The sequence below is a fragment of the Halostagnicola alkaliphila genome, assembly GCF_055379965.1.
In genome coordinates, this window is sequence record NZ_AP043826.1 from 3,107,281 (window position 1) to 3,129,301 (window position 22,021).

At 56.8% G+C, this 22,021-nt stretch carries 19 protein-coding genes; 6 read left to right on the top strand and 13 right to left on the bottom strand.

What is annotated here, in order from left to right:
• The first annotated feature begins 28 nt into the window (after positions 1–28).
• Positions 29–1,342, top strand: a complete 1,314-nt coding sequence (grxC, locus tag ACZ5C7_RS21000) for a glutaredoxin 3 (protein WP_464378200.1) — start codon at positions 29–31, stop codon at positions 1,340–1,342.
• 215 nt (positions 1,343–1,557) lie between these two features.
• On the opposite strand, the gene ACZ5C7_RS21005 is transcribed toward grxC, so the two are convergent.
• The 4 genes from ACZ5C7_RS21005 to ACZ5C7_RS21020 all read right to left on the bottom strand — a co-directional run bounded on the left by ACZ5C7_RS21005 (position 1,558) and on the right by ACZ5C7_RS21020 (position 7,499).
• A complete protein-coding gene (locus ACZ5C7_RS21005) occupies positions 1,558–1,767 on the bottom strand; it encodes a hypothetical protein (RefSeq protein ID WP_464378201.1) in 210 nt (69 codons plus the stop codon).
• Positions 1,768–2,194: 427 nt separating this feature from the next.
• Positions 2,195–2,746: a PGF-CTERM sorting domain-containing protein gene (locus ACZ5C7_RS21010; RefSeq protein ID WP_464378202.1), complete on the bottom strand. Its 552-nt coding sequence runs from the start codon at positions 2,744–2,746 to the stop codon at positions 2,195–2,197.
• Between the two features lie 568 nt (positions 2,747–3,314).
• The gene (locus ACZ5C7_RS21015) at positions 3,315–5,792 is read right to left on the bottom strand and encodes an efflux RND transporter permease subunit (RefSeq protein ID WP_464378203.1); all 2,478 of its coding nucleotides are present in this window, start codon (positions 5,790–5,792) and stop codon (positions 3,315–3,317) included.
• On the bottom strand, positions 5,793–7,499 hold the full coding sequence (locus tag ACZ5C7_RS21020) for a COG1361 S-layer family protein (RefSeq protein WP_464378204.1): 1,707 nt from the start codon (positions 7,497–7,499) through the stop codon (positions 5,793–5,795).
• Between the two features lie 291 nt (positions 7,500–7,790).
• Between ACZ5C7_RS21020 and ACZ5C7_RS21025 the strand changes: the two genes are divergently transcribed.
• Complete coding sequence (locus ACZ5C7_RS21025; protein ID WP_464378205.1) at positions 7,791–8,396, top strand: TetR/AcrR family transcriptional regulator; 606 nt, start codon at positions 7,791–7,793, stop codon at positions 8,394–8,396.
• Positions 8,397–8,467: 71 nt separating this feature from the next.
• Here ACZ5C7_RS21025 and ACZ5C7_RS21030 read toward each other — a convergent pair whose 3' ends face one another.
• From ACZ5C7_RS21030 to ACZ5C7_RS21045, 4 genes are all read right to left on the bottom strand, one after another.
• Complete coding sequence (locus ACZ5C7_RS21030; protein ID WP_464378206.1) at positions 8,468–9,277, bottom strand: cell surface glycoprotein; 810 nt, start codon at positions 9,275–9,277, stop codon at positions 8,468–8,470.
• Positions 9,278–9,624: 347 nt separating this feature from the next.
• Complete coding sequence (locus tag ACZ5C7_RS21035; protein ID WP_464378207.1) at positions 9,625–12,273, bottom strand: BGTF surface domain-containing protein; 2,649 nt, start codon at positions 12,271–12,273, stop codon at positions 9,625–9,627.
• A 520-nt stretch (positions 12,274–12,793) separates the two neighbouring features.
• Positions 12,794–13,261, bottom strand: a complete 468-nt coding sequence (locus tag ACZ5C7_RS21040) for a hypothetical protein (RefSeq protein ID WP_464378208.1) — start codon at positions 13,259–13,261, stop codon at positions 12,794–12,796.
• A gap of 175 nt (positions 13,262–13,436) precedes the next feature.
• Positions 13,437–15,956 carry a BGTF surface domain-containing protein gene (locus ACZ5C7_RS21045; protein WP_464378209.1) on the bottom strand — a complete coding sequence of 840 codons (2,520 nt, stop codon included), beginning with the start codon at positions 15,954–15,956 and terminating at the stop codon, positions 13,437–13,439.
• A 725-nt stretch (positions 15,957–16,681) separates the two neighbouring features.
• Between ACZ5C7_RS21045 and ACZ5C7_RS21050 the strand changes: the two genes are divergently transcribed.
• Positions 16,682–16,897: a HalOD1 output domain-containing protein gene (locus ACZ5C7_RS21050; protein WP_464378210.1), complete on the top strand. Its 216-nt coding sequence runs from the start codon at positions 16,682–16,684 to the stop codon at positions 16,895–16,897.
• A complete protein-coding gene (locus ACZ5C7_RS21055) occupies positions 16,894–17,028 on the top strand; it encodes a hypothetical protein (RefSeq protein ID WP_464378211.1) in 135 nt (44 codons plus the stop codon). The genes ACZ5C7_RS21050 and ACZ5C7_RS21055 overlap by 4 nt, the downstream gene beginning before the upstream one ends.
• A 38-nt stretch (positions 17,029–17,066) precedes the next feature.
• Here the strand turns inward: ACZ5C7_RS21055 and ACZ5C7_RS21060 are convergent, their stop codons facing one another.
• The 4 genes from ACZ5C7_RS21060 to ACZ5C7_RS21075 all read right to left on the bottom strand — a co-directional run bounded on the left by ACZ5C7_RS21060 (position 17,067) and on the right by ACZ5C7_RS21075 (position 18,734).
• A complete protein-coding gene (locus ACZ5C7_RS21060) occupies positions 17,067–17,555 on the bottom strand; it encodes a PIN domain-containing protein (protein ID WP_464378212.1) in 489 nt (162 codons plus the stop codon).
• On the bottom strand, positions 17,555–17,848 hold the full coding sequence (locus tag ACZ5C7_RS21065) for a UPF0175 family protein (protein WP_464378213.1): 294 nt from the start codon (positions 17,846–17,848) through the stop codon (positions 17,555–17,557). Before ACZ5C7_RS21065 ends, ACZ5C7_RS21060 begins: the two co-directional genes overlap by 1 nt.
• A gap of 145 nt (positions 17,849–17,993) precedes the next feature.
• Entirely contained in the window at positions 17,994–18,311 is a 318-nt protein-coding gene (locus ACZ5C7_RS21070) for a DUF7342 family protein (protein WP_464378214.1), read from the bottom strand.
• A gap of 3 nt (positions 18,312–18,314) precedes the next feature.
• Positions 18,315–18,734: a hypothetical protein gene (locus ACZ5C7_RS21075; protein WP_464378215.1), complete on the bottom strand. Its 420-nt coding sequence runs from the start codon at positions 18,732–18,734 to the stop codon at positions 18,315–18,317.
• A 218-nt stretch (positions 18,735–18,952) separates the two neighbouring features.
• Between ACZ5C7_RS21075 and ACZ5C7_RS21080 the strand changes: the two genes are divergently transcribed.
• Positions 18,953–19,276, top strand: coding sequence for a hypothetical protein (locus ACZ5C7_RS21080; protein ID WP_464378216.1), 324 nt, complete (start codon positions 18,953–18,955; stop codon positions 19,274–19,276).
• Positions 19,277–19,495: 219 nt separating this feature from the next.
• Here the strand turns inward: ACZ5C7_RS21080 and ACZ5C7_RS21085 are convergent, their stop codons facing one another.
• Entirely contained in the window at positions 19,496–20,098 is a 603-nt protein-coding gene (locus ACZ5C7_RS21085; protein WP_464378217.1) for a TetR/AcrR family transcriptional regulator, read from the bottom strand.
• Positions 20,099–20,403: 305 nt separating this feature from the next.
• On the opposite strand from ACZ5C7_RS21085, the gene ACZ5C7_RS21090 reads away from it, so the two are divergent.
• The gene (locus ACZ5C7_RS21090) at positions 20,404–22,020 is read left to right on the top strand and encodes a COG1361 S-layer family protein (RefSeq protein ID WP_464378218.1); all 1,617 of its coding nucleotides are present in this window, start codon (positions 20,404–20,406) and stop codon (positions 22,018–22,020) included.
• Position 22,021 lies beyond the last annotated feature (1 nt).

Sequence of the window (22,021 nt, forward strand, 5' to 3'; positions counted from 1 at the left end):
TTTAGGCGTTGTATCCCAACGGTACCGTATGAGCGACGAGCCTCGAGTCGAGATCTACACAAAGGAGAACTGCCCGTATTGTGAGAAGGCAAAGGACCTCTTCGACGCGAAAGGCGTCGAGTACGAGACCTACAACGTCACTGGCGACGACGAACTCTTCGAGGAGATGATCGAGCGCGCCGAGGGACGCAAAACGGCACCCGAAGTGTTCATCGACGACGAGCTGATCGGCGGCTGGGACGACACCAGCGCGCTCGACGAAACCGGCGAACTCGACGAGAAACTGGGGATCGAAACGGAAACCGGCGTCGAACACCGGACACTCATCATCGCTGGCACCGGAATCGCCGGGCTGACGGCCGCGATCTACGCCGGTCGCGGCGACAACGATCCGTTGGTCATCGAGGGCGACGAGCCCGGCGGCCAGCTAACGTTGACGACCGATGTCGCGAACTACCCGGGCTTCCCCGACGGCATCGGCGGCCCCGAGCTGGTCAACAACATGAAAGAGCAAGCCAGGCAGTTCGGCGCCGAACTGAAAAACGGCATCATCGCCGACGTCGACGCTTCGAGCCGTCCGTTCCGCGTCGAGTTGACCAACGGCGATGTCTACACGGCCGACGCCGTCATCGCCGCCTCCGGCGCGAGTGCGCGGACGTTGGGCGTTCCCGGCGAGGACGAACTGATGGGCTACGGCCTCTCGACGTGTGCGACCTGCGACGGGGCCTTCTTCCGCGACGAGGACATGCTCGTCGTCGGCGGCGGCGACGCCGCCATGGAGGAAGCGTCCTTCCTCACGAAGTTCGCCGACACCGTCTACATCGCCCACCGACGCGAGGAGTTCCGCGCCGAACAGTACTGGATCGACCGCGTCCACGAGCAGGTCGAGGACGGCGACATCGAGATCATGAAAAACACCGAACTCCTCGAGATCCACGGCTCGCCCGAAGAAGGCGTCGACCACGTCACCCTCGCCCAACACGACGCCGGCCACCCCACCGACCGACTCGACGATCCCGAAACCGACCAGTTCGAGTTCGACGTCGGCGCCGTCTTCTTCGCCATCGGCCACACGCCGAACACGGAGTACCTCGAGGGCACCGGCGTCGAGATGGACGCCGACGGCTACCTCAAGACGAACGGCGGCGACGGGGCCGGCCAGACCGAAACCGATGTCTCCGGTATATTCGGTGCCGGCGACGTCGTCGACTACCACTACCAGCAGGCCGTCACCGCCGCCGGTATGGGGAGCAAAGCCGCACTCGACGTCGACGAATACCTCGAGGATCAGGAGCGAGCCGCCGCGGCGAGCGATGTCGAAGCGGCGGCCGCGGACGACTAACGACGAGGAGCAGTACTCGAGGTTTGACCGTCGAGAACTGTGCCCTTCGTGCGATTTTGTATCGTTTTGGACGCGGAGACACTCTGGTAGCCGACGAGCATCCCGCTCGAGTGTAACCTGAAATCGACTTCGGGAGGACGGGTCGAAAAGCAAGTCTTCGAGAGGGGTCTGAGTTCCACCGCGTGCTCGGCGAACTGTCAGCACCCACGTCGATCCTACCGTTCTTCTGAGTCGGTCGTGGACGAAGATTCGGAGCGAGAGACACGAGTACCGCGAAGCCTCGCTCGAGCGTACTGAATACCCGTTGCGATGAGCGCGGAACCAATGATCGCGACGATCATCGCGATACTCGCCATCGAGGTGATCGCGATCACGACGAACGCAACGAGGCGCGTCTTCCAGCGTGTTGGGCGCGGTCGATTCATGGGTTCACGTGCGGGTGGGTATCGGCGCACTGCAGCCGAGTTATCAATTTGGAAACGTGTGCTGGCTGAACAGGAGCGTTCCACCGGGATGATTGCGGTGCTAGTATAGCCGTTATCACGTAATCAGAGCCAATGAGTGTTGTCGTCTCGAGCGGTTCGTGTCATCATCGAGTGATTTCTCGAGGCGACAAAAGACCAGTGGTGGCCTCGGTAGGTGTGCGCGGGGAAGGGATAATCGGTGTGACTCCAATTGGTAGGTATTCCCCTGCGCACTCGTGGATTACGACGGAGAGTATTTCAGACCTTCCGTTCGTTTTATTTCGTTGTCAAATTGTTCGAAGCTAGCGCTCGAGGCGACTCGAGACAGCTCCAAAAAAGCGACGTTGAAGTAGTGCTGGGGTCGAGGCGGTTCGCAGCGCGCAGTTCGTTAGTTCTGCGAGCGAGCTGCGAACAGTGCAGCACCGAGAACTGCGACGAGTGCAACGGCGACACCAAAGCCAGGCGTCTCGTCATCTTCCTCGTCATCCGCTCCATCGTCTACGCCGGCATCATCGTCCGCTTCGTCGTCATCCATGCCAGCGTCGTCATCTTCGCCGATGCCGTCATCAGCTTCGTCATCTTCGGCATCGTCGTCACCGATACCGTCATCAGCTTCGTCATCTTCAGCATCGTCGTCTTCGCCGATGCCGTCATCCGCTTCGTCATCTTCGGCATCGTCATCTTCGCCGATGCCGTCGTCAGCTTCGTCATCTTCAGCATCGTCATCTTCGCCGATGCCGTCATCCGCTTCGTCATCTTCGGCATCGTCGTCTTCAGCATCGTCCGCTGGTTCGTCATCCAATTCCTCATCGTCCGCTGGATCGTCCTGAAGCGTCGCGATACTCGCATCCGACGACGTTGCAGCCGCGCCCATCGCGAAGCTCGAGCAAACGAGCATCGTCACGGTGAGCACGACCAGTAGTGTGGAGCGTACGTTCATGTTACGGCATCCAATCCGTGGCCGAGGTTCCGAATAAAGGATAGCGACCCTCCGAGTGAGTGTATCCGGGTTAGCGTGATTTCCGTGAATTTCACTATCGTTGATTCGTTTGCGATGGCGAAACCGAAGCTGGGGGTGCGATAAGACCGTTTTCCCTACTGCAGGCACGAAGTAATTCAAATATTGACTGTCATTAGCAGCGTTGTAAGTCGCCGACGGAGAGTGGACACTCGAGAAACGGCGTTCGGTCAGCGACGCTGTCAAAGGGGCCTGTGTTGGACCCCTCTTAGTGACAACGTGCGCCGGGAGAGGGGTGTCGAATGGTGATCGAGCCGTCGAAACGGTGGTCCTCTCCCGACGCAGGTACACTACGGTGTTCAGTGCTATCAACCTTCGCCGCGGTCGAGCCGGCAATTGGAATCGGTGATTATCACCGTTGCAATCCTCGGAAGTGACATCGATCGCTCGGAACTGTTCGGGGACAGCGATCACGGAAGCCGATCGGCGATCCCTTCGAAAATTTCCGTCGGGTAGATCGTCATCGCAACGCGGGAAAGCGGGAAGTCCGCTAAAATCGGGAAAAGACTTGCTTGAGACTCGTATTCCTCTCGTCGAATCGGGCCCAGAGGAAGAACGCGGGCGGGAGCGCGACGACAGCGGCGACGAACGAATAGAACACGCTTAGCGCCATCAAAAGGCCGAAGTCTCCTAACACTGGGGTGATGGCGAGCGCAAGCGCACCCGTCCCGAGCGACGTCGTGAGCATGCTGCCGGCGAGTGCACCGCCGGTTCCCGATAGCGTCGTCGTGAGCGCCTCGAGCGTCTGACCGTGTTCGTCGTACTCGTCGATGAAGCGTGCGGTCGTGTGGACGGAGTAGGCGATCCCGAGGCCGATAGAGATCGACAGGATCGTCGCCGTCAGCGCGTTCAGTGGCATCCCCAACAGCCGCATCGTCCCGATCAGGAAGGCCACGGCGACCGCGATCGGGAACACGTTGACGATGCCGAGCAGGGGCTTTTGCTCTAAGATCCAGTACGAGATCACGAGGAACACCGCAGACAGCGCGAGCGCGACGATGAGGCCCTGGACCGCCGAGTCGAAGATCATCGCCGTGATCGCGTCGAAGATGACGATCGTCCCGGTTGCGGTCGCAGTGTAGCGGAACTCGTCTGCGAACGCCTCGCCGTCGGCCGCTGCTTCCTCCTGAGAGGCCTCGGCGTCGATCACGTACTCGACCTGCGCTCCGCGACGATCCTCGGTGAGGTACTGCTGGGCTTGCTCTCCGGCGGGCGAGGCGAACAACTCGTCGTAAATTCGCTCGAGGTTCTGGTCCGGAATGCCGTTCCCGCTTCGGTCGTTGCTGGCGACGAGCGCGCCGAACTCCTCGTCCTGCTCGGCGTAGGATTGGATGACCGTAACGATACTCTGCTCGTCAGTTTGGCCACCCGGGCCGACTGCCAAACTGTCGGGCGGGTCCTCGTTGGGACTGTCCAGCGACTCGAGCGCGTGATCTTCTTCGAACGACCCCTCGACGTACAGCGTGACCGTTTCGTCCTGGTCGGCGTCGAAGCGGTCCTCGAGGACGGTGATCGTCTCCGTCACCGTGTACTCCGCCGGTGCGAACGGTTCGGGGATGTGCCCGACGTACCAGTCCTCCTCTTCGGGCGGGAGGAAGTCCTCTTCGTCGAAGGACGTGTCGACGCCCATTCCGTAGATACCCATTCCGCCGCTGAGAACGAGCAGTGCGATCACGAACAGCGTCGGTGCGTACTGACTCGCCGTCGCCGGGACGGACAGCAACCGTCCGAGCGAGGAGTCCTCCGACGCGATCGGCGAGGAATTGAATTCGGGAACGCCGTATCGCGCACGGAGAGTATCGACCTCGAGTTTCGACGCCGGGAGGAAGATACCGAAGATCAGGAACGTGAAGATGATCCCCACGGAGGAGACGATACCCATGTTCCGAATCGGGTCGAGGTCCGAGACGACGTTGGCACCGAATCCGAAGACGGTCGTCACCGTCACGATGACGAACGCGATCATGAGCTGATTGTTCGCGGTTCGCATCGCCGTGAGCGGTTCGTACCCCTGAATCGTTTCTTCGCGGTAGCGGTTGATAATGTGGATCCCGAAGTCCACCCCGACCGCGAGCAACAACACGGGAACGGCGATCAACTGCTGATCGAAGGGGATCCCGGAAAAGCCGAGGAATCCGAACGTCCAGACGATCGTCATCAAGAGAGAAAGCAAGCCCAGCGACAGATCGATCGGATCCCTGTATGCCGCGACGAGGAACGCGAGCAGGAGAACGACGACGACGGGCATCACGATCGCCAGCGAATCGCCGATGACGTTCTCGAACTCGTCGTTGATGACACCGGTGCCGAAGGCGACGATATCGGACGACTCGTCGTCGGCGCTCGACTGGACCGCCGACTGAACCTCGGCCAAATCGTCGTCGCCGAACTCCTGTGGGACGTCGTGAGAGATAACGGTGATCGACGCCGAAGCCGACGGCTCGTTCTCGTTGAAGTCATCGGAGACGACACCCGCGAACGCCGGATCGTCGGCGACGGCCTGAATCGCCCGTTCGATCTCCGTGTTCGTGGCCGACTCGATTACCTGGCGCTGTTGGGACGCCGTGTGAGCGTCCTCGTCGAGTGCCTGTGCGACGGCCGGAGCCGGCCCGTTCGCGGACTCCATCCGAAGCTCCGGCTGGTCTTCGACCGACTCGAGGACGTGCAGGCTATGGAGCAACTCCTCGCGGGTCAGGACGTTAGAACCGGTGTGGACGAGCTGCGTCGTCTCCTCGTTCACCGTGAACGGGCCCTCGAACTCTTCGTTGATCGTATCGAGCGCCTCCTGTTCTTCCATATCGTCCGTAAACGCGTCGGTCGCATCGGTTTCGGATTCGATCGCGGTGATCCCGCCCGCAAACAGGACGGTCAGGAGCAAGAAAACGACGATGACCGTCCTCGGTCGAGAGACGATCGTCTCGTTGAGGCGTTCCGTCGCCGCTTCGATTCGCTCACCAGGTCCCGTCATCTATCTCCTCTGACAGACGTACGCGCCAGCGCCGACGCCGATGAGCGAGATGAGCGCGATCATCCCAACCGGGAGGCCTCCGCTCCCCTCACCGACATCGATCGCGACGCGGGTCGTGTCGGATAGTTGGCTGTTTCCGCTCTCGTCGTCGTACCGGAAGTCGAACGAGATCGGATACGTCTTTTCGGTCGCGTCGTCGTCCGCCGCCAGATCGAACCGCATCGTCACCGACTCGCCGGGCTCGAGTTCCTCGACGAACGCCTCGTCGTCGTCGCTGTCGAGCGGATCGTCGGCGAACAGGCTCGCTTCGACGTCCGTCACCGTCTCGTCTAAGTTGTTCGTCACCTCGACGTCGACGTGTTTCTCGTCGCCGGCACCGATCTGGCGCTCGAGGACGTCGACATCGAACTGATCGCGCTGTTCGTTGACCGAGGTGACGACCTCGAGGTCCTCGTACATTCGTTGCTGGAAGTCGGCGTTTCGATACTGGACGCCGAGGTCGATCGTCCGATCGATCGCTTCGGCCTGGCCGCTGACGTCGAGCGGCAGCTCGAACGATTCGGACTCTCCCGCGCCGAGCGTTCCGACGGCGATACCTCGTTCGATCGGGATGATCGTCTCCGATTCCTCGGTGAACTGCACGACGACGTTTTCGGCGTCGGTCGGACCGTCGTTCGTGACGACGCCGTTGAGAGTGCCGTCTTCGCCCACGTGGAGGGTAGATTCGACGTCGTCGATGGTGAACTGCTGTTCGGCCTGCGGTATCACGCCGACCGCCGGACTCTCGTCGACGCGGTCGTAGCCGTCGGCCGTCTTGAACGCGATCGTGCCGTCGAGCATGTACTGGCGTTCGGACGTGTCCGGCATCACCGAGACATCGTAACTCACCGTTTCGGTTTCGTTCGGCTCGAGTTCGTCGATCCAGGCGCTGTCCCGTTCGGCGGCCGTCTCGTGTTCCGCGCTGCCGAACACGAACCCACCGCTCATCGTCTCGAGCGCCACGTTGACGTCTGTGGCCGTCTCGTTGCCCGTGTTTTCGACGTCGACCTCGAGGGTACCCGAGTCGCCGATCTGCGCGTCGGTTCTCGTCTCCACGATATCGAACTGCGCGTCGTCGTCGACGACGACATCGATCGACATGGTATCCGTTTCGTCCACTTCGTAGACAGTGCTACTCGAGGTTGACCGTTCCGTGTACATGTACGAGACTTCGACGTCGATGGAGTACGTCCCCGCGTCGACGTCCTCGGGAACGTCGATCGCGATCGGTGCTTCGTTGGGCTGGGCGTCGGAGACGGTGCCGACGGACAGCTTCCCGCTTCGCACCTCGAGTGGGGTACCGTCCGCATCGGCTTCGATCTCGACGTTTCGGGCGGTCGTCACGGCGTCGCGCATCTCGTCGACGCCCGCTTCGAAGTCGCCGTCGTTGGTCACCTGCACGTTGACCTCGTTGGTCTCGCCGGTCTGGACGGTCGGGTTCGGAACGCGAAGGTTCAGATCCGGCTCGCCGCGAGCGGGCGGCGGACTCTGTTCTTGCATCTGGTTGAGTTGCTGTTGTTGGAGTTCCTGCTGTTGTTGAAGCTCCGCTAGCGCGTCTTCGTCGTCACCGCCTTCTTCGGCCAGCACGCCGCCGACGCCTGCGACGAACACGCCGGAGGTGACCAACAGCAACGCCATCGAGACGGTTACGACGGACTTTCGTTTCATCCCCATCCCCCCATCAGGCGGGCTCGCCGCAGCTGTCGTCTGTCATCCGGGCCTCTCTCGGCGGTAATCAAATCTTGCCGAGTCGTACGAAACGATTTACAGCGGCTACTCGTATCGTCCATACTGACTGTTGCGAATAGAGAAATAAAAAACGTTTTCATTTTTGAGTTTCTAATGGGGAACGTGTACACATGACATTCGATCACCGATGCGACCCGATCGCTCAGCGGCGGACCGAGAGGGAGAATTGTTTATGACCGCCAGTCAAAGACACCAGTATCAGGGGCACACATGAAGGGATTTAGTGACGAGGAACGCGAACGAATCAGGGAAGAGCTGATCAGTTCGGGGCGCGAGTTATTCATTCAGTACGGGTTAGAACGGACCCGCATCAAGGATATCACCGAGGAAGTCAATATCGGGACCAGCACCTTCTACCAGTTTTTCGACTCGAAAGAAGTGCTCTACGGGGAGGTCCTTCTCAAAGAAGTCGAGCGGTTCAACGAGGACCTCGAGAAACAGGTCGAGAACGCGGACGATCCTCGAGAGGAGGTGCGGATCAACCTCAAACGAACGTTCGAAGAGGTCGAATCGAATCCGATCGTCAAGAACCTCATCGTCGGCGACGAACTCCGAACGTTCCAGTCCCAACTCTCGACGTCGAACCGAGAAGCGCTCGTCGAGAAGCTCGAGAACAACATCTTCAGTTCGATCACCGAGTGGACCGAACTCGACTCGTTCAAATTCGACGACGAGGTGCTGGTCGACGAACTCTTCCGAATGCTGACGTTCTCGACGCGGGCGAAAAATCTGTCGTCGGGCTCCGAAACGTGCGAGTACGACGATGCTCGGGATGCACTGATCGACGTCGTCGTCGACGGCCTGTTCGAGGAGTAGGTTCGGACGGCCGAAACGATTCGGGGTCTGCTGTCGGTTTTGGAAAGCGACGGATTCAACCGGCTCAGTTTCTACTCGAGCGCGAGCGACCAGTCGCCGTCGGCGACGACGTCGATCCAGATGACTCCGGGGTAGTCCACTCGAGTCTCGCCCTCGAACGCTTCGATCCGGCTAAACACTGTCTCGCCGGCATCGATCCCGGCGCTATCACTTTCGTCGTACATCGTGACGATGAAGTTCCCGTCTTCACTGTGTTCAGCCTCGACCGTTACGTCGTCCTCGATCTCGACCGGTCCAACGACGCCGTCGCCCGTCCCGCTGGCTTCGACCGGGATCGTCCTGCGCTCTTCCGCCGGCGCGACCGGTTCGCCGACGTGGAGCTCCCACTCGCCGTCGGCTTCGATATCGAATTGATAGTCGCCGTTCTCCGTGGGGATCGCCGCCCCACCGGTTACGTCGCCGACTTCGTTGACGAGCAGCGTTTCTTCTTCCCCCTCGAGGATGGCCATGAAATACCCCTCGCCGGAGTGGTCGACGGCGACTGCGGTCAGCCCGTCCTCGAGGGAGAACTCGTCGGTAACGGTCTGGCCAGAGCCGTCGAACGAACGGGTGTCGGGATCGAACAGCGGTGGATCGTCCTCGAGGGTGTCGACGAGCGACAGGAGTTGGTCGTCGTCCGTCTCCGCCTCGTTGTCGCCGTCATCGGTGTCGGATTCTGGCGTGTCTTCGTCCGGATCGTCGCCGTTTCCGGTATCATCTCCGCCGTTGTCGCTTTCAGTTTCGGTTTCGTTCCCGTTGTCATCGTCCGCATCGCCTGTACAGCCCGCGATGATCGTCGTCAGCGTTACTCCGCTCCCCGCTAGCAGTTTCCGTCGGTGCATAGACGAGCATCGAAATTATTACCCAATAAGTGCACATGATTTTATCAGTTGCGTAATCGTACTTTCTCGAAGCGAACGGTTTCGGTGAAATCAATAGCGGAGATTCTGAATCGGTTTCTGCTGGTCGCAGGCGCTTTGGTGCAGGTTCCGTAGCAGGCTCGAGTCACACTCGAGGCGTGTTCGATCGAGGAGGTGTGTTCTCCGGAGTAATCGATACGTCACGCTCGAGTTTCGGGTAGTTGAGTCGACAAGCGCCAAAAGCTTGAGCTGTCGCTGGTCGGTGTAGCGTTCGAAAGAAAGTGGAAAATGCGGCGAAATCCGGAACGAATCCGGGGTAGTGTGACGCGTTAGTCCTGACGGCGCAGTGCGAGCATTGCGGCACTGAGCAGTGCGACAAGGGCGACAGCGACGCCGAAGCCGGGCGTTCCGTCATCGTCGTCGTCATCGTCATCGTCGTCATCTTCAGGTGCGTCGTCGTCGTCAGCGTCGTCTTCATCGTCTGCTGGTGCGTCGTCATCATCGACACCTTCCTCTTCGACGGTCAGCGTACCGTCGTAGGAGGCGGAGTCGTCGTCAGAGTCAGCATCAACGGAGAAGTCGTAGTCGCCAACGTCGAGGTCTTCAACGGTGAATTCGGCGGTTGCCGAGTCGTCACCGTCGATGTCGAGAGTCTGGTCGTAGCTCTCGTCGTTGATCTCGAGCGTGACGTCAACGGAGGTCTCGTTCTCGTCGTTGTTATCTACGGTTGCATCGATGTGAGCGTCCTCACCAACTTCGATGTCGTCGTAGTCAACGCCGAGCGAGATTCCTTCTTCCTCGTCTTCGTCGTCATCATCGTCATCTGCTTCGACGAGTTGGACACCCCCAAGCTCGTCATCTTCGTCAGTGAGTGGTTCCTGAACGCTGAGGTCCATCTCAACGCCAGCTGCCTCGTCACTCAGGTCGAAGGTTGCACCGAAGGTACCATCATCGGAGACGTTTACGTCAGTCGTCTCAATGAAGTTGCCTTCGTCACTGTCTGCGTCAGCATCGAGTTCTGTACCTGGTGCGACGTTCGTCTCACCGTAGGCGGTTGCAGTACTCGAGTTACCGAGTTCGTCTATCTCGTCCCACTCAACTTCAGGCTCTTCGAAGGAAATCTCCGCTCCGCCGGAGTAGTCCTCCTCAGTGAATGGGTTGTTCACATACTCCTCTGCGTCGTCATCATAGAAATCCTCGGTGACGTTGAAGTAGACGTCGTAGGACTCATCGATTTCGAGCTCGTGCTCGTGGTAATTGATTTCGATGATGAGGTCGCCTTCATAGTCCTCGAGAGAGTGAACGTCGATGTCGAGGTGATTATCTGGATCGTTCTGTTCTTCATATGTAGCAGTACCGTCAGCGCTGGAGTTCCAGTTGGTGGCGTCACCGACTGCACCAGTTTCTTGCTCAACGACTTCGATCGAGATACCGGTTGCTTCGTAGAGTTCTGCGCCGCTCACATCTTCGTCAAGGTCGTTGAACACACCGTCTGCGCCAACATCCTCAACGGAGAGGAATAGCGAGTCACCGTTGGCCTCGACAAGATCATCGTTGTCGTAGTCCGTTGCGATGACATCAGTTGCAGTGACGTGTGCGTCATCGTAGCCGTCGATGTCGCTCACGTCATAGTCGTCAGCTGCGGTCTGGAGGACCGCGTCAGCTGGTGGAGCACGGTCAGTGATGAGCATGCTGTCGCGGTCATCCTGATCAATGTTTTCAGCGAGGAATGCAGCCGCATCCTCGTCAAATCCATCATCGAAGTTCTCATTGAACTCAATGTTGTCGACACCTACATTCCCGTCACCGTCGTCATAGGTACCGATTCCAATATCCCACGAGCCGCTTGGGAGTGCTTCATCGTCCTCAAGGTCTGTTGAGGTGATGTTCATCTCCTCGTCAGAGTTATGATCCTGCATATTTTCTGCAACGACTTCGACAACATCTGCCTGGGAGGAGTTGTAGAGACTCCATGGCTGTTCACCACTTGCATCCGCGTAGGCAGTGTTGTACTGCAGGACGATTTCGTCATCATCGATGTTCTCGAGAGCGATGACCGATTGGTGACCTTCGCCGTCGTAGTCACCGAACGAGACGATTGCCTCGTCAGTTTCTTCGACGCCGATGGTCACGTTTGCGATGTCACCCTGCTCTGGATCATCGTTATCGACGATGTACCGATCTTCGTCGTCATCGGTTACTTCGATCGTCGCGTTGGTTTCAGCGAGCGAGTCGGTGACGTTGAAGGTGAACTCGTACTCGCCGGTGTCGAGTTCGCCAGTAAGGTCCATGGTGATCGTTTCGTCGTCATCAAGGTCCTGGAGGACGACTCCGTCACCGAGCTGTTCTGGGCTGTAATCGTCACCGCCAGCCTCATCGTTGCTCACGAGGAGGTCGTGGAGATCGCCTCCATCGATATCATCGGACGAGACGTTCACGTCCTGCTGATGGTTGTTAGCAGTAGCATCCTGTGAGTCTGCATCACGTTCAGACTCAAACTCAATATCTACCTGACCTTCTTCAGAGACGCTGTTACTGTCGAATTCCACATCAGGATCTTCTGAGACAGCCTGGAAGGTCTCGCCGTGGAAGTCAGCGTCGTTGTTAGCGTGCGAATGGATCTGATAATACTCTCCATCCTCAAGATCATCTGTCTCGAGGATTACGTCTCCATTAGTATCAGAATCGTTTGTTTCGATAGTATCGTCAGGAGAGTCTTCCGAATCGAAGGGTCCCTCTGCGATCGAGACGAGACCATCGAATTCGTTAGTTGAGCTTGTCTCCAGAGTTATTTGTTGACCGATCCATACTTCGTCAATATCGTTGCTGTCAAAGGTCGGTCCGTCATCAACAGTCTCTTCGTTGACTGCTGCTGCTGCACCCGCAAACGCTGCGGACATTGCAACAACGGAGAGGACCATCATCGCGGCGAGGAACAGTGCGCGTCCCTTCTCGCGATATGAATTTTCGTTTGTCATTTATATTGTATTATTGTTTCGTACTGCATTGTTTCGCGTGCAATTCACGGTTAGGCGACCGTTACCGGCTTCCTACCAACGGAGCCGTCGTCGAACTACTCAGCCTACCGGATAGGGGTGTTTGGGTGGTTTCGATGGTTTGTAATAAGTCTTCTTGTACGATAGGTCCATATTTGGGAATGTTGTAAGAGTCGATTAAACCGTTCTTCGTATGGAGCTTCGAGCTATTTAGAGTGGTCTCAGGAATATAGCCTCGTGAATAGAGACGTTCTACCTGTCGAGAACACCACAATCACTAACCAATGAGAAACTCGAAACTGGCCAAAGAATAGCGTAAATCAGCCCGAAATAGAGGGTGTCGGAGGACAACAGACCTCATTCGATCTTTTGCACTGCCATTTCGCCTTCGAGACTCACCGGTCGACACTCGAGGGACTCTTCTACTCGGAAATACTCGAGTAAATACCGCACCTCACCGGCTATCGCGTCGCAATTCTCGAGATCCGACTCCATAATAGACTCATCGTGCGCGTGAAAGACCGTCCATCCGAACCGCGTACTGTTCCGATATCGAATATCGACGGTTCGGATTCCGTTCGTACTGTTCTCGATCGATAATCCAACAGGTTCCATCGGACCGTTTCTCGAGTACAACGGTTTCGTGTTTTGTTAACTCCCGCTCACCCATCGCGTGGAGAATCCAGTCATAGATATGTTGGGAAACGCTCGTCTGGATCACGTTGCGTTTCGAGAAGTCGATTTCCTCGAGTCGGTCACTGTGCTTCTCGGCGAAGACTTCAGCGGCTTCGCGTTCATCTCCCTCGAGATAGAAAACAGTCGTAAAACTCCCTTCACTGTGGTCGTTTTCCACGGTGGAAGTCTGTTGAACCTTAATCTTCCGAGCCAGCCCTCGTTCCGCGTAGGAAAGATCGTTGATGTTAAAATCTGTCTGGGGACTCTCAGACAGTTGTTCAAATGCTCTGGTCACTACGTGAGGCTAACTATGAGCAGATATTGAACGTTCGCATTTCGGAGACTGTCTCATCTACCTCGTAATTAGAGTTGTTCCCTTGACTGCAACTGATAGAAGATGAATTGTTTCATCTGCAAAAGTGGAGTGTTTGTCGCGATAACCGGAGTGATCCGGGGGTTAGCTGCTCGAGTTAGTCCTGACGGCGCAGTGCGAGCATTGCGGCACTGAGTAGTGCGACGAGGGCGACGGCGACGCCGAATCCGGGCGTTCCGTCATCGTCGTCATCGTCATCATCGTCGTCATCTTCAGGTGCGTCGGCGTCATCATCGTCATCGTCAGGTGCGCCTTCTTCACTGACGGAGATCGTTCCGTCGTACTCTTCGTCGAACTCGTCGTCTTCGACGGTGACGGTGAAGTCGTAGTCGCCGACGCTGAGGTTTTCGACTGCGAAGGTGTGCGAGGCGGAGTCGCCACCGTCGATCTCGAGGGACTCTTCGTGAGTCTCGCCATCAATCTCGAGGACCACGTCGACGGTCGTCTCGTTCTCGCCGTGGTTGTCTACGGTCGTATCGACCTCGGCGGTGTCACCTTCTTCGATGTCGTCGTAGTCAACGCTGAGGCCGAGACCTTCTTCGGGTTTGTCCTCATCGTCGTCGTCATCGTCTTCTGCTTCGACGAGTCGGACATCCTCGAGAGTGTCATCGTCATCACCGAATGGAGTTTCGGCTTCGAGGTCGAAGAGTGAACCAACTTCCTCATCACTCAGATCGAACGTCGCAGTGAAGACGTTGCCATCAGCACTGACCGTGACATTTGCATCAGCAGTCTCGACGAACGAGCCTTCATCCGTTGGAGAGTCGGCTACTGTTCGGATCTCCGAGCCCGGCGCTATGTTGGTCGTTCCAGTAGCGGTTGCTTCTTCACTTGCCTCGAGTTCGTCTATCTCGTCCCACTCGAGTTCGGGTTCTTCGAAGGTGAGTTCGCCACTATCCGAGTAGTTCTCATCGAAGAGGTCGTTGTACTCCTCGCTGATGTTGAAGTATACATCGTAGGTCTCATCGATTTCGAAGTTCTCGATTCCACCATCGAGGTAGAGGATTTCGATAATCAGGTCGCCTTCGTAATCATCCTCGAGAGTGTAGACCTCGACCGGGAGATCGTGGTCGATTCCCTCATCATCGTACTGATAACTGGAATTCCAGTTCGTTGGCGTTCCAACGGCACCAGAGTCCTGTTCAACAATTTCGATGGAAATGCCGACATTGTCATAGAGGTTTTCACCACTAACACTACTTCCTAATGCCTCAACCGAGCCGTTCGCTCCGAAGTCTTCGATGTGCATGAAGAGTGAGTCTCCCTCATCGAAGTCCTCGTCAACTGCGATGATTTCCGTGTTAGTGACCGTTGTGTCTTCGTATCCATCGAGATCACTTACACTATCATCCTCGGGAGCAGTCTGGGTTACCGCATCACCAGGTGATGTACGGTCACTGATGATCATGATGTCGCGGTCATACTGATCATATTCCGAGGCATCCACAACGTCTTCAACACTGCTCAGTGGGTGATTGTAGTCACCATCGTCGAACGAGCCAATTCCCAGGTCCCACCTGTGGCCTGGAAGTGGATCTCCGTTGAGATCAGTTTCAACGAATCGAATCTCCGCTCCGCCTTGTTCTTCAGCGATGTCTGCCTGAGACTCGTTGTAGAGAGTCCATGCATCGGATTGCTCGGCAGCGTACGTGTTGTATTGAAGAACGATTTCGTCCTCTTCGATGTTCTCGAGGGCGATGATTGCTGCGTGGCCGTCATCATCGTAGTCGCCTAGCGTGACAACAGCGTGATCGGTCTCATCAACACCGATCGTTACGTTCGCAACATCACCCTGCTCAGGGTTGTCGATAGAGACGAAGTATCGGTCTTCATCGTCATCAGTTACTTCGATTGTGGCGGTTGCTTCTGCCAAGGAGTCAGTAACGTTGAAGTGGAATTCGTACTCGCCTGTATCGACATCTACACCATTGAAGTTAGCGACGATTGTCTCATCCGCTCCAAGGTCTTCGATAACGACACCATCACCACTTTCGACCAACGTATTTCCGTTTGGTTCGAGAATGTTTTCGAGGTCATCAGCGTTGATATCCTCAACCGAGACGTTCACATCCTGACTGTGACCACCATCGGTATAGGTGACGCTCTGTGAGTCCGTATCACGTTCGGATTCAAAGCTGATGTCTACTGTACCGTCTTGGTTCACTGAATCTCGATCGAATTCAACATCGATATCTTCAGACAGTGCTTGGAAGGTTTCTTCGTGGAACTCGGTATTATCGCTACCGTGTTCATAGATGTGGTAGTACTGACCATCTTCGAGATCATCTGTTTCGAAGGTTACCACACCACCTTCTGCATTATCAGTATCAATAGTTGAATCAGGAGACTCACCATCTGGTGGGCCTTCAGCGATGGACACGAGTCCGTCAAACTGATCAGCTGGATCATTATTGCTACTGTCCAGTGTTATCTCTTGTCCGATCCAGACGACATCGATACCATCAGTATCGCTGTCAAAAGTCGGTCCATCGTCGTAATGATTGTGTGCCGCTGCTGCGCCCGCAAACGCTGCGGACATAGCAACAACGGACAGGACCATCATTGCGGCAAGGAACAGTGCACGTCCCTTCTCGCGGTAGGTTGCGTCGTTTGTCATGTTATGATTGGTAGTTTCGGTTTCGTGTAGTTTGCGAGCGATGCAACTGGAGTGCAATCAGCTAGCAACAGAGGATTACTCCCCGTCGAATCTGCTTGCACCGGGTAGGGGTAGATGAGAGGAGTAGGCTTTCAGTAATAAGCTTTCTGGAATTTCCCGGATTTGGAACGATCGTTACGGCCGATATATGCCGTTAGAGGCGGTTTCCAATGGATACTGCTCAACTCGTTAGAACTCGAGTAATACCCTTTTATGAGTATATTACTCGCCGAAATAGTGCACGCACGCGAAACAATAGTTTCTCGAGACCACAACTCTCTCGAGATCACAGTCACTCCCCACCCATAAACACCCAGAATCAGACTGCACACATTATTCCCGACCGGAAACAGTAGTTATATGACACTACGGGACGTAACACCAAATGGAAGCCACACACTCCGCGCATGGGGGCGTTCGTATTTGAAATGCCCCGGGTGCTAGAGCCACCCGAGACGTGGCTTCCAATCGCACATTGGATCGGTTGCCATGATACGATTGCTTCTCCGCGGGCTTAAACATCCCGTCCGACAGACGAATCGAAGTCGACCACAGGCGGTCCTCGAATCAGCACACCCAATCCCTCGAGCAACGGTGCCCAACTCTCGAGCTACAGAACTCGACCCTCGAGCGGGAACGACTGATTCTCGAACGACGACCACTCCTCGAGGGAGCGTGATCGCCGGATGACCGAACTCCAGCCGAGCCTCGCCGTCGAGATGGTCCACACGCTCGAGGACCACGGCCTCCCGAGAGACGCCTACCAGCTCGCGAGCGAGTTCGACCCCGAAGCCCTCGAGCGGCTGCTCGAGTCGACAGACCAATCGATCGAAGTCCGACTCGAGGTCCAGGGAATCCCGCTGATCGTGACGAACGAGGAGATTCGGGTGCTCGAAGAATGACCGACGACGAGCCGGATCCGGTTCCGTGCCCACACTGCGGGGTTCCGGTTACCGCGGTCGTCCAGATCGTTCCGACCCACCACAACGCGTACCCGTGTGGGTGTGGGGTCGAAGAAGACCTGCTCGAGTAGCCGGACCTTCCACACGCGTTTCTCGATTACTGAGTGTATTACTCTCCCAATTCCCGAAGTTTTTGTTGTACTTGAGAGTATACTTTCGGATGAAGATTCATTCCTGAATCTACGAGGTCGTACAAGACCTCGGTTGCTTCTGTGGAAGTCAATACTCCCTTTTTCGAACATGTAAGCAACAACGTTGTCACCCACCAACACTCGACATCGTGACTCCGGGCAACCTCTATAAGACCTTTGTCGTTAGCGAGAAGAACCTCCTCTCCATCATCCGCCAGCAAAATCACTGACGCATCGGCTACCGCAACACCCTCCAACGATGCCACTTCCTCAGCTTCGGGAGGCGTTTCACAAATCGAAACGCCATCGAGAAATGACGTAAGCGATGCAGTTCCTCGCTTTCCCTCCGTGAGAACTTCGTCTTTCACTCTCTCAGTTGTCCGTATCTCATCCCAGGTGGCCGAGATTAGGTCAAGGCGGCCAATCCACGAAAGCGGGATTAGCGCAGACGAATCAACAACGACCATCAAATTCGCCCGAGGTCACGTTCGAGTTCGTCGGTTGTGTATCCGGTATCGATGCCCTCCTCGGCGGCGAGTGAAAGCATCTCGACATACGTCACATCGGCAATTTCAGCAGCACGGCGAAGGGTGACTTTGTGTTCTCGAAGCAGGTCGAGTGCCTTCTCCTTTCGCCAGTCTGTGAGGCCTTCCCGAATGAGGCGGCGAAGAACCTCTGACCTATCTGCGGTCATCTCCTGTTCAATTTCGGATAACAACTCTTCGTCGTCTTCGGGTATTCGAGTTGTAACGGTTTTCATCGTTACGATAGGCTACGTTACGTTACGTGATAGATGTAACGGGGTTTTTCGCGTGAAAAAGTAGATAAAGAAATCACAGTACCAACTAGTGACAAGTGGACGACCGGAGCACCGGTATCGGTCCATTCCCAATCATCCACTATCATCAAACCTCCGCGACACGATGTGCCTCGTCCACCTGCAACGCCGCTTTCGCGAGTGCGAGGTTTTTGCGCGTCGACCGCCACTGATCTACATCCCCCCAGCCGTCATCTCCCGGCTCGAGTGTCGTTGTGAGATCTTCGACGCTGTCGACGTCGTGCTTCTGACGGAAGTTTCGGACATCGTTGCTCATATCGCGGATACCCTCGATCAACTCTGCGTGGGTGTGTGTCGTTCGAAGTTCCTCAATCCGGTCGGTAATAACCCGTCCCTCGTCGCGTTTGTACTCCGTCGTACGCCCGTTCTGAGTGGTAATCGGCAAGGATCAATCGCTTTGTCTGGCTTCTTGACCGACTCTATTCATAGCTCCGTCAAGGTGGATAAGAGCCTCACTGACGGGACTTTCCGGGTTGAACCGAAACCGCTTTGGAGCTGTTCCTTGCACAGGCTCGATAATATCGAGCCCTGCAAGCAGATCGATATGGCGACTAACAGACTGGCGGCTCACATTTGCCATATTTGCGAGTTCGGTTTGATTGAACTCCCGATACTGCGGCAGATCAAGGATGGCGTCGATCATCAGGCCCACACTCTCATTTTGGGTGAGTGCTAACCATCCAGATGGGTATTTTTCGCGGAACGGTGCGTTGTCGTTATCGGCACCCGGCTGGGGCACGCTTTCACTGTTACTCATATTGTCTTCAGCCACGGTATAGCGGATAGAGAGGGTATCTATCCTGTTCACTACTCTATTCTGGGTAGTATGGTGGTCTGTATACACATCTTATCGTCGATCTATGTTAAAGCTATGGTACAGTTATGTCGCATCCATTGGAATCCCGTGTAACACTGGATAAGAATAACATATATAAGTTTGTGTTGCTGATAGATACATACAGAGTATAAAACATGTCTTCTAACCGACCTTCGGATTCGGAAATCAAATGCGACTTACTATTTAAAATGACCCGCGGGCATGGATGGGGGAGCCCTTTTTCGAAGCAGGACCTCGTCAGCAAAGCGTTGGAATCGACCGAGCAAGGACGAGGGAAGGACTTGGTCGAGGAACTCCTGAACGAACAGTATATAGGCTACCAACGGGGAAAGGGCTACAGCATCAAGAACAATCCAGATGACCAAGCTCGAGCGGCGTTCCGCCTTCGAGACACGTGCCGACGGTCAGAGTTACGGATTGAAACATCTCTCTCCCGGTTCGAACAAGCAGGTGGCTTCGACGCCTACGACCGAGCAGACGTTCTTGATGACGAGGAGGGCGATACCTGGTAGGGAGTTACGACTGGTACGGTTCGTCAACTGCCACCAACAGGTTTCGTTCGTATATCACGCGACCAGAGTGCTCACAAGCGAGTTTGAGTCGAACACAGCTTCGCTTTCGACAGCGAGTTTCGAATACTGGGGTTTGCCCTCGTTCCTGACGACATCGTCCTCCATCGGAACTGAGTGGGGTGATGGATGGGCGATTGCGAGCCAGTTGCCGAGTGTCACTTATTCCGCGTAAACGCACTTCTCGAGGTACGACTGCACTTCGTCTCGAACGTCGCCGATCCAGTCGTCGCTCTCGCTCGTCGAGCGTCGCACGAGCGCGCCGTTGATCACGGTGATGACCATCCCTGCGACGCCGACGGGATTGCACGCGCGAAAGACCCCTTGTTCTTCGCCCTCTTCGATAACGTCGGCCAGAAACTCCTCGAAGACCTCGTCGCTTCTGGTAAAGTGCTCTCGGTAGGCGTCGTCGTGGATGGCTCGAGCCCGCAGTTCGAACAGCGTCGCGAGTGACATGCGCTTTTGTTCGTCGATGTCCTCGTCGAGCGGCCTGGCGATAATCGCCTCGAGCCACTCGCGCGGCTCGTCGATCTCTCCTTCGAAGGTTTCGGTTCGGTGCTCCTCGAGCAGCCGCTCTAAGGTCTCGAGAACGACGTCGTCCTTGCCGTCGTAGTGGTGGTAGATCAGCGACTGGCTCTTGTCGAACTCGTCGCCGATCTTGTCGATCGTCAGATCCGCGTAGCCGTGTTCCATCAGCGTATCGAACGTCGCGGCGAGGATTTCCTCGCGCGTCCCCGATGGGTTCTCGAGAAGATCACGAGTCATCGATACCCACTTCTCGATGCTCGAGTCTGAAACACTCGGTGACTCGGACTGGTGATGAACCCGGCCAGTCGTGGCTGTCTCGAGGATTGGCAGTTGGCGTTCGTTCCCTGTAACTCATAGCATCGCAAACGAGACGCGGCACCAAAAAGGGAGTTGATTGAACGTTCAATCACAAAGCCTATAAAATCACCATGCCGTTTTAGAGTAATGACAGATAGTCTTCCCTCCAACACTGTTGGCTCTACAATACACCAGCCAGCACGATTGGAATATTCCTCCACTAACCATCACGAGGGGTGGCCTCGATGAACGTGAAACAACCGTCGAGGGTCGTTATCGCGTTCGTCGTTCTCGTCGCCATCGGAACGGCGTTCGCACCGATCGGAGTCGTCGCACAGGAGATGGGTGGTAGCGGCTACGTCCCGCCGGACCGAGGCGAACCGGATCTCTCGGTCCACCTCGCCGACAACGAGGTCGCACCCGGAACAGTCGAAGAACTCGAGTTCGACATTCGAAACGACGGTGAAGTCACGACCGGCTCCGGCGAGGGTGTCACGGACGCCCAGAGCGTGACCGTCGAAATCGACGACGATGGACCGTTCGACGCCCAGACGGACGATATCGGGATCGGACCGGTACAGGACGGGAGCGTTTCCGAAGCAGTTTTCCCCGTTAGCGTTCCGCAAGATATCGAACCCGGAGAGTACGACGTTTCCGTCGAAGTGAGCTACACGTACCACAGTACGATCGGAACGGACGGGAGCGTCGACCGGGAGCGAAACAGCGAAACGCACGATATCACCGTCGAAGTGCCGGACGAACCGCGGTTCGACGTGACGAGCGTCACGACCAACGTCGAACCCGGCTCGAGCGGTGATGCGACGATCGAAATCGAAAACACCGGCACCGAAGCCGCGAACGAGACTCGGGCGACCATTGCAGGCGGTGGCGGCGTCGTCATCGACGGCGAAGTAGCCGAAGACGTTCTCGGCGATCTCGACCCCGGAGAGTCCACGACGACGACCGTGAACGCCCAGATCGACGAATCCGTCAGCGGCGGCGAGAAACCGCTCGATCTCGAGTTTACCTACCGGGACTCGAGCGGCGTCCAGCAGGAAGCACAACCCCAGACCGCCAGCCTCGCACCCGCCGGCGAACAGCAGTTCTCCATCCAGAACCTCGAGGACGACCTCGCGGTCGGCTACGACGGCGACGTAACCGGGCAGGTCCACAACGACGGGCCCCGATCCGTCGACGACGCGGTGTTGGTCGTCGAGCCGATGAGCGAAACGCTGTTCGTCGAGGACACCCGCTATGCCCTCCCTGAGATCGAACCCGGCGAAACGGCCGACTTCCGTTACCCGACCGACGTCAGCGGGCAGGCCGACGGCGGCGACCGCCAGCTCCGGTTTACCGTCGAGTACACCGGCGGCGACAACTCGCCGCTCGAGGACGGGCCACACTCCGAGCGCGTCGTCGTCGACGACTACCAGGACGAGTTTGCCATCGACGGCGACAACATCTCGGTTCCCCAGGACGGGACCGAGGAGTTCACCCTCGAGATTACCAACGAGCGCTCGGGAACGCTCTCGAACATCGACGCGATGTTGTACACGAAAGGCGAGCTCGAGACGGACAACGACGAGGCGTTCGTCCCCGAACTCGCCCCCGGCGAAACGGCCGAGATAACGTTCGACATCTCCGCAAGCGACCGGGCGACCACGGAAACTCATCCCGTCGAACTGGACTTCCAGTACGATACCGAACGCGGCGACACGACGCTCTCGGACACCTACCAGCACCCGGTCGAAGTCGTGGCCGCGGAAGACGACGGCGGCGGCATTACGGGCACGCTCGTCGGCATCCTGGGTGCGCTCACCGTCGCGGGCGTCGGAATCACGCTCTGGTGGCGACGAGGATAAC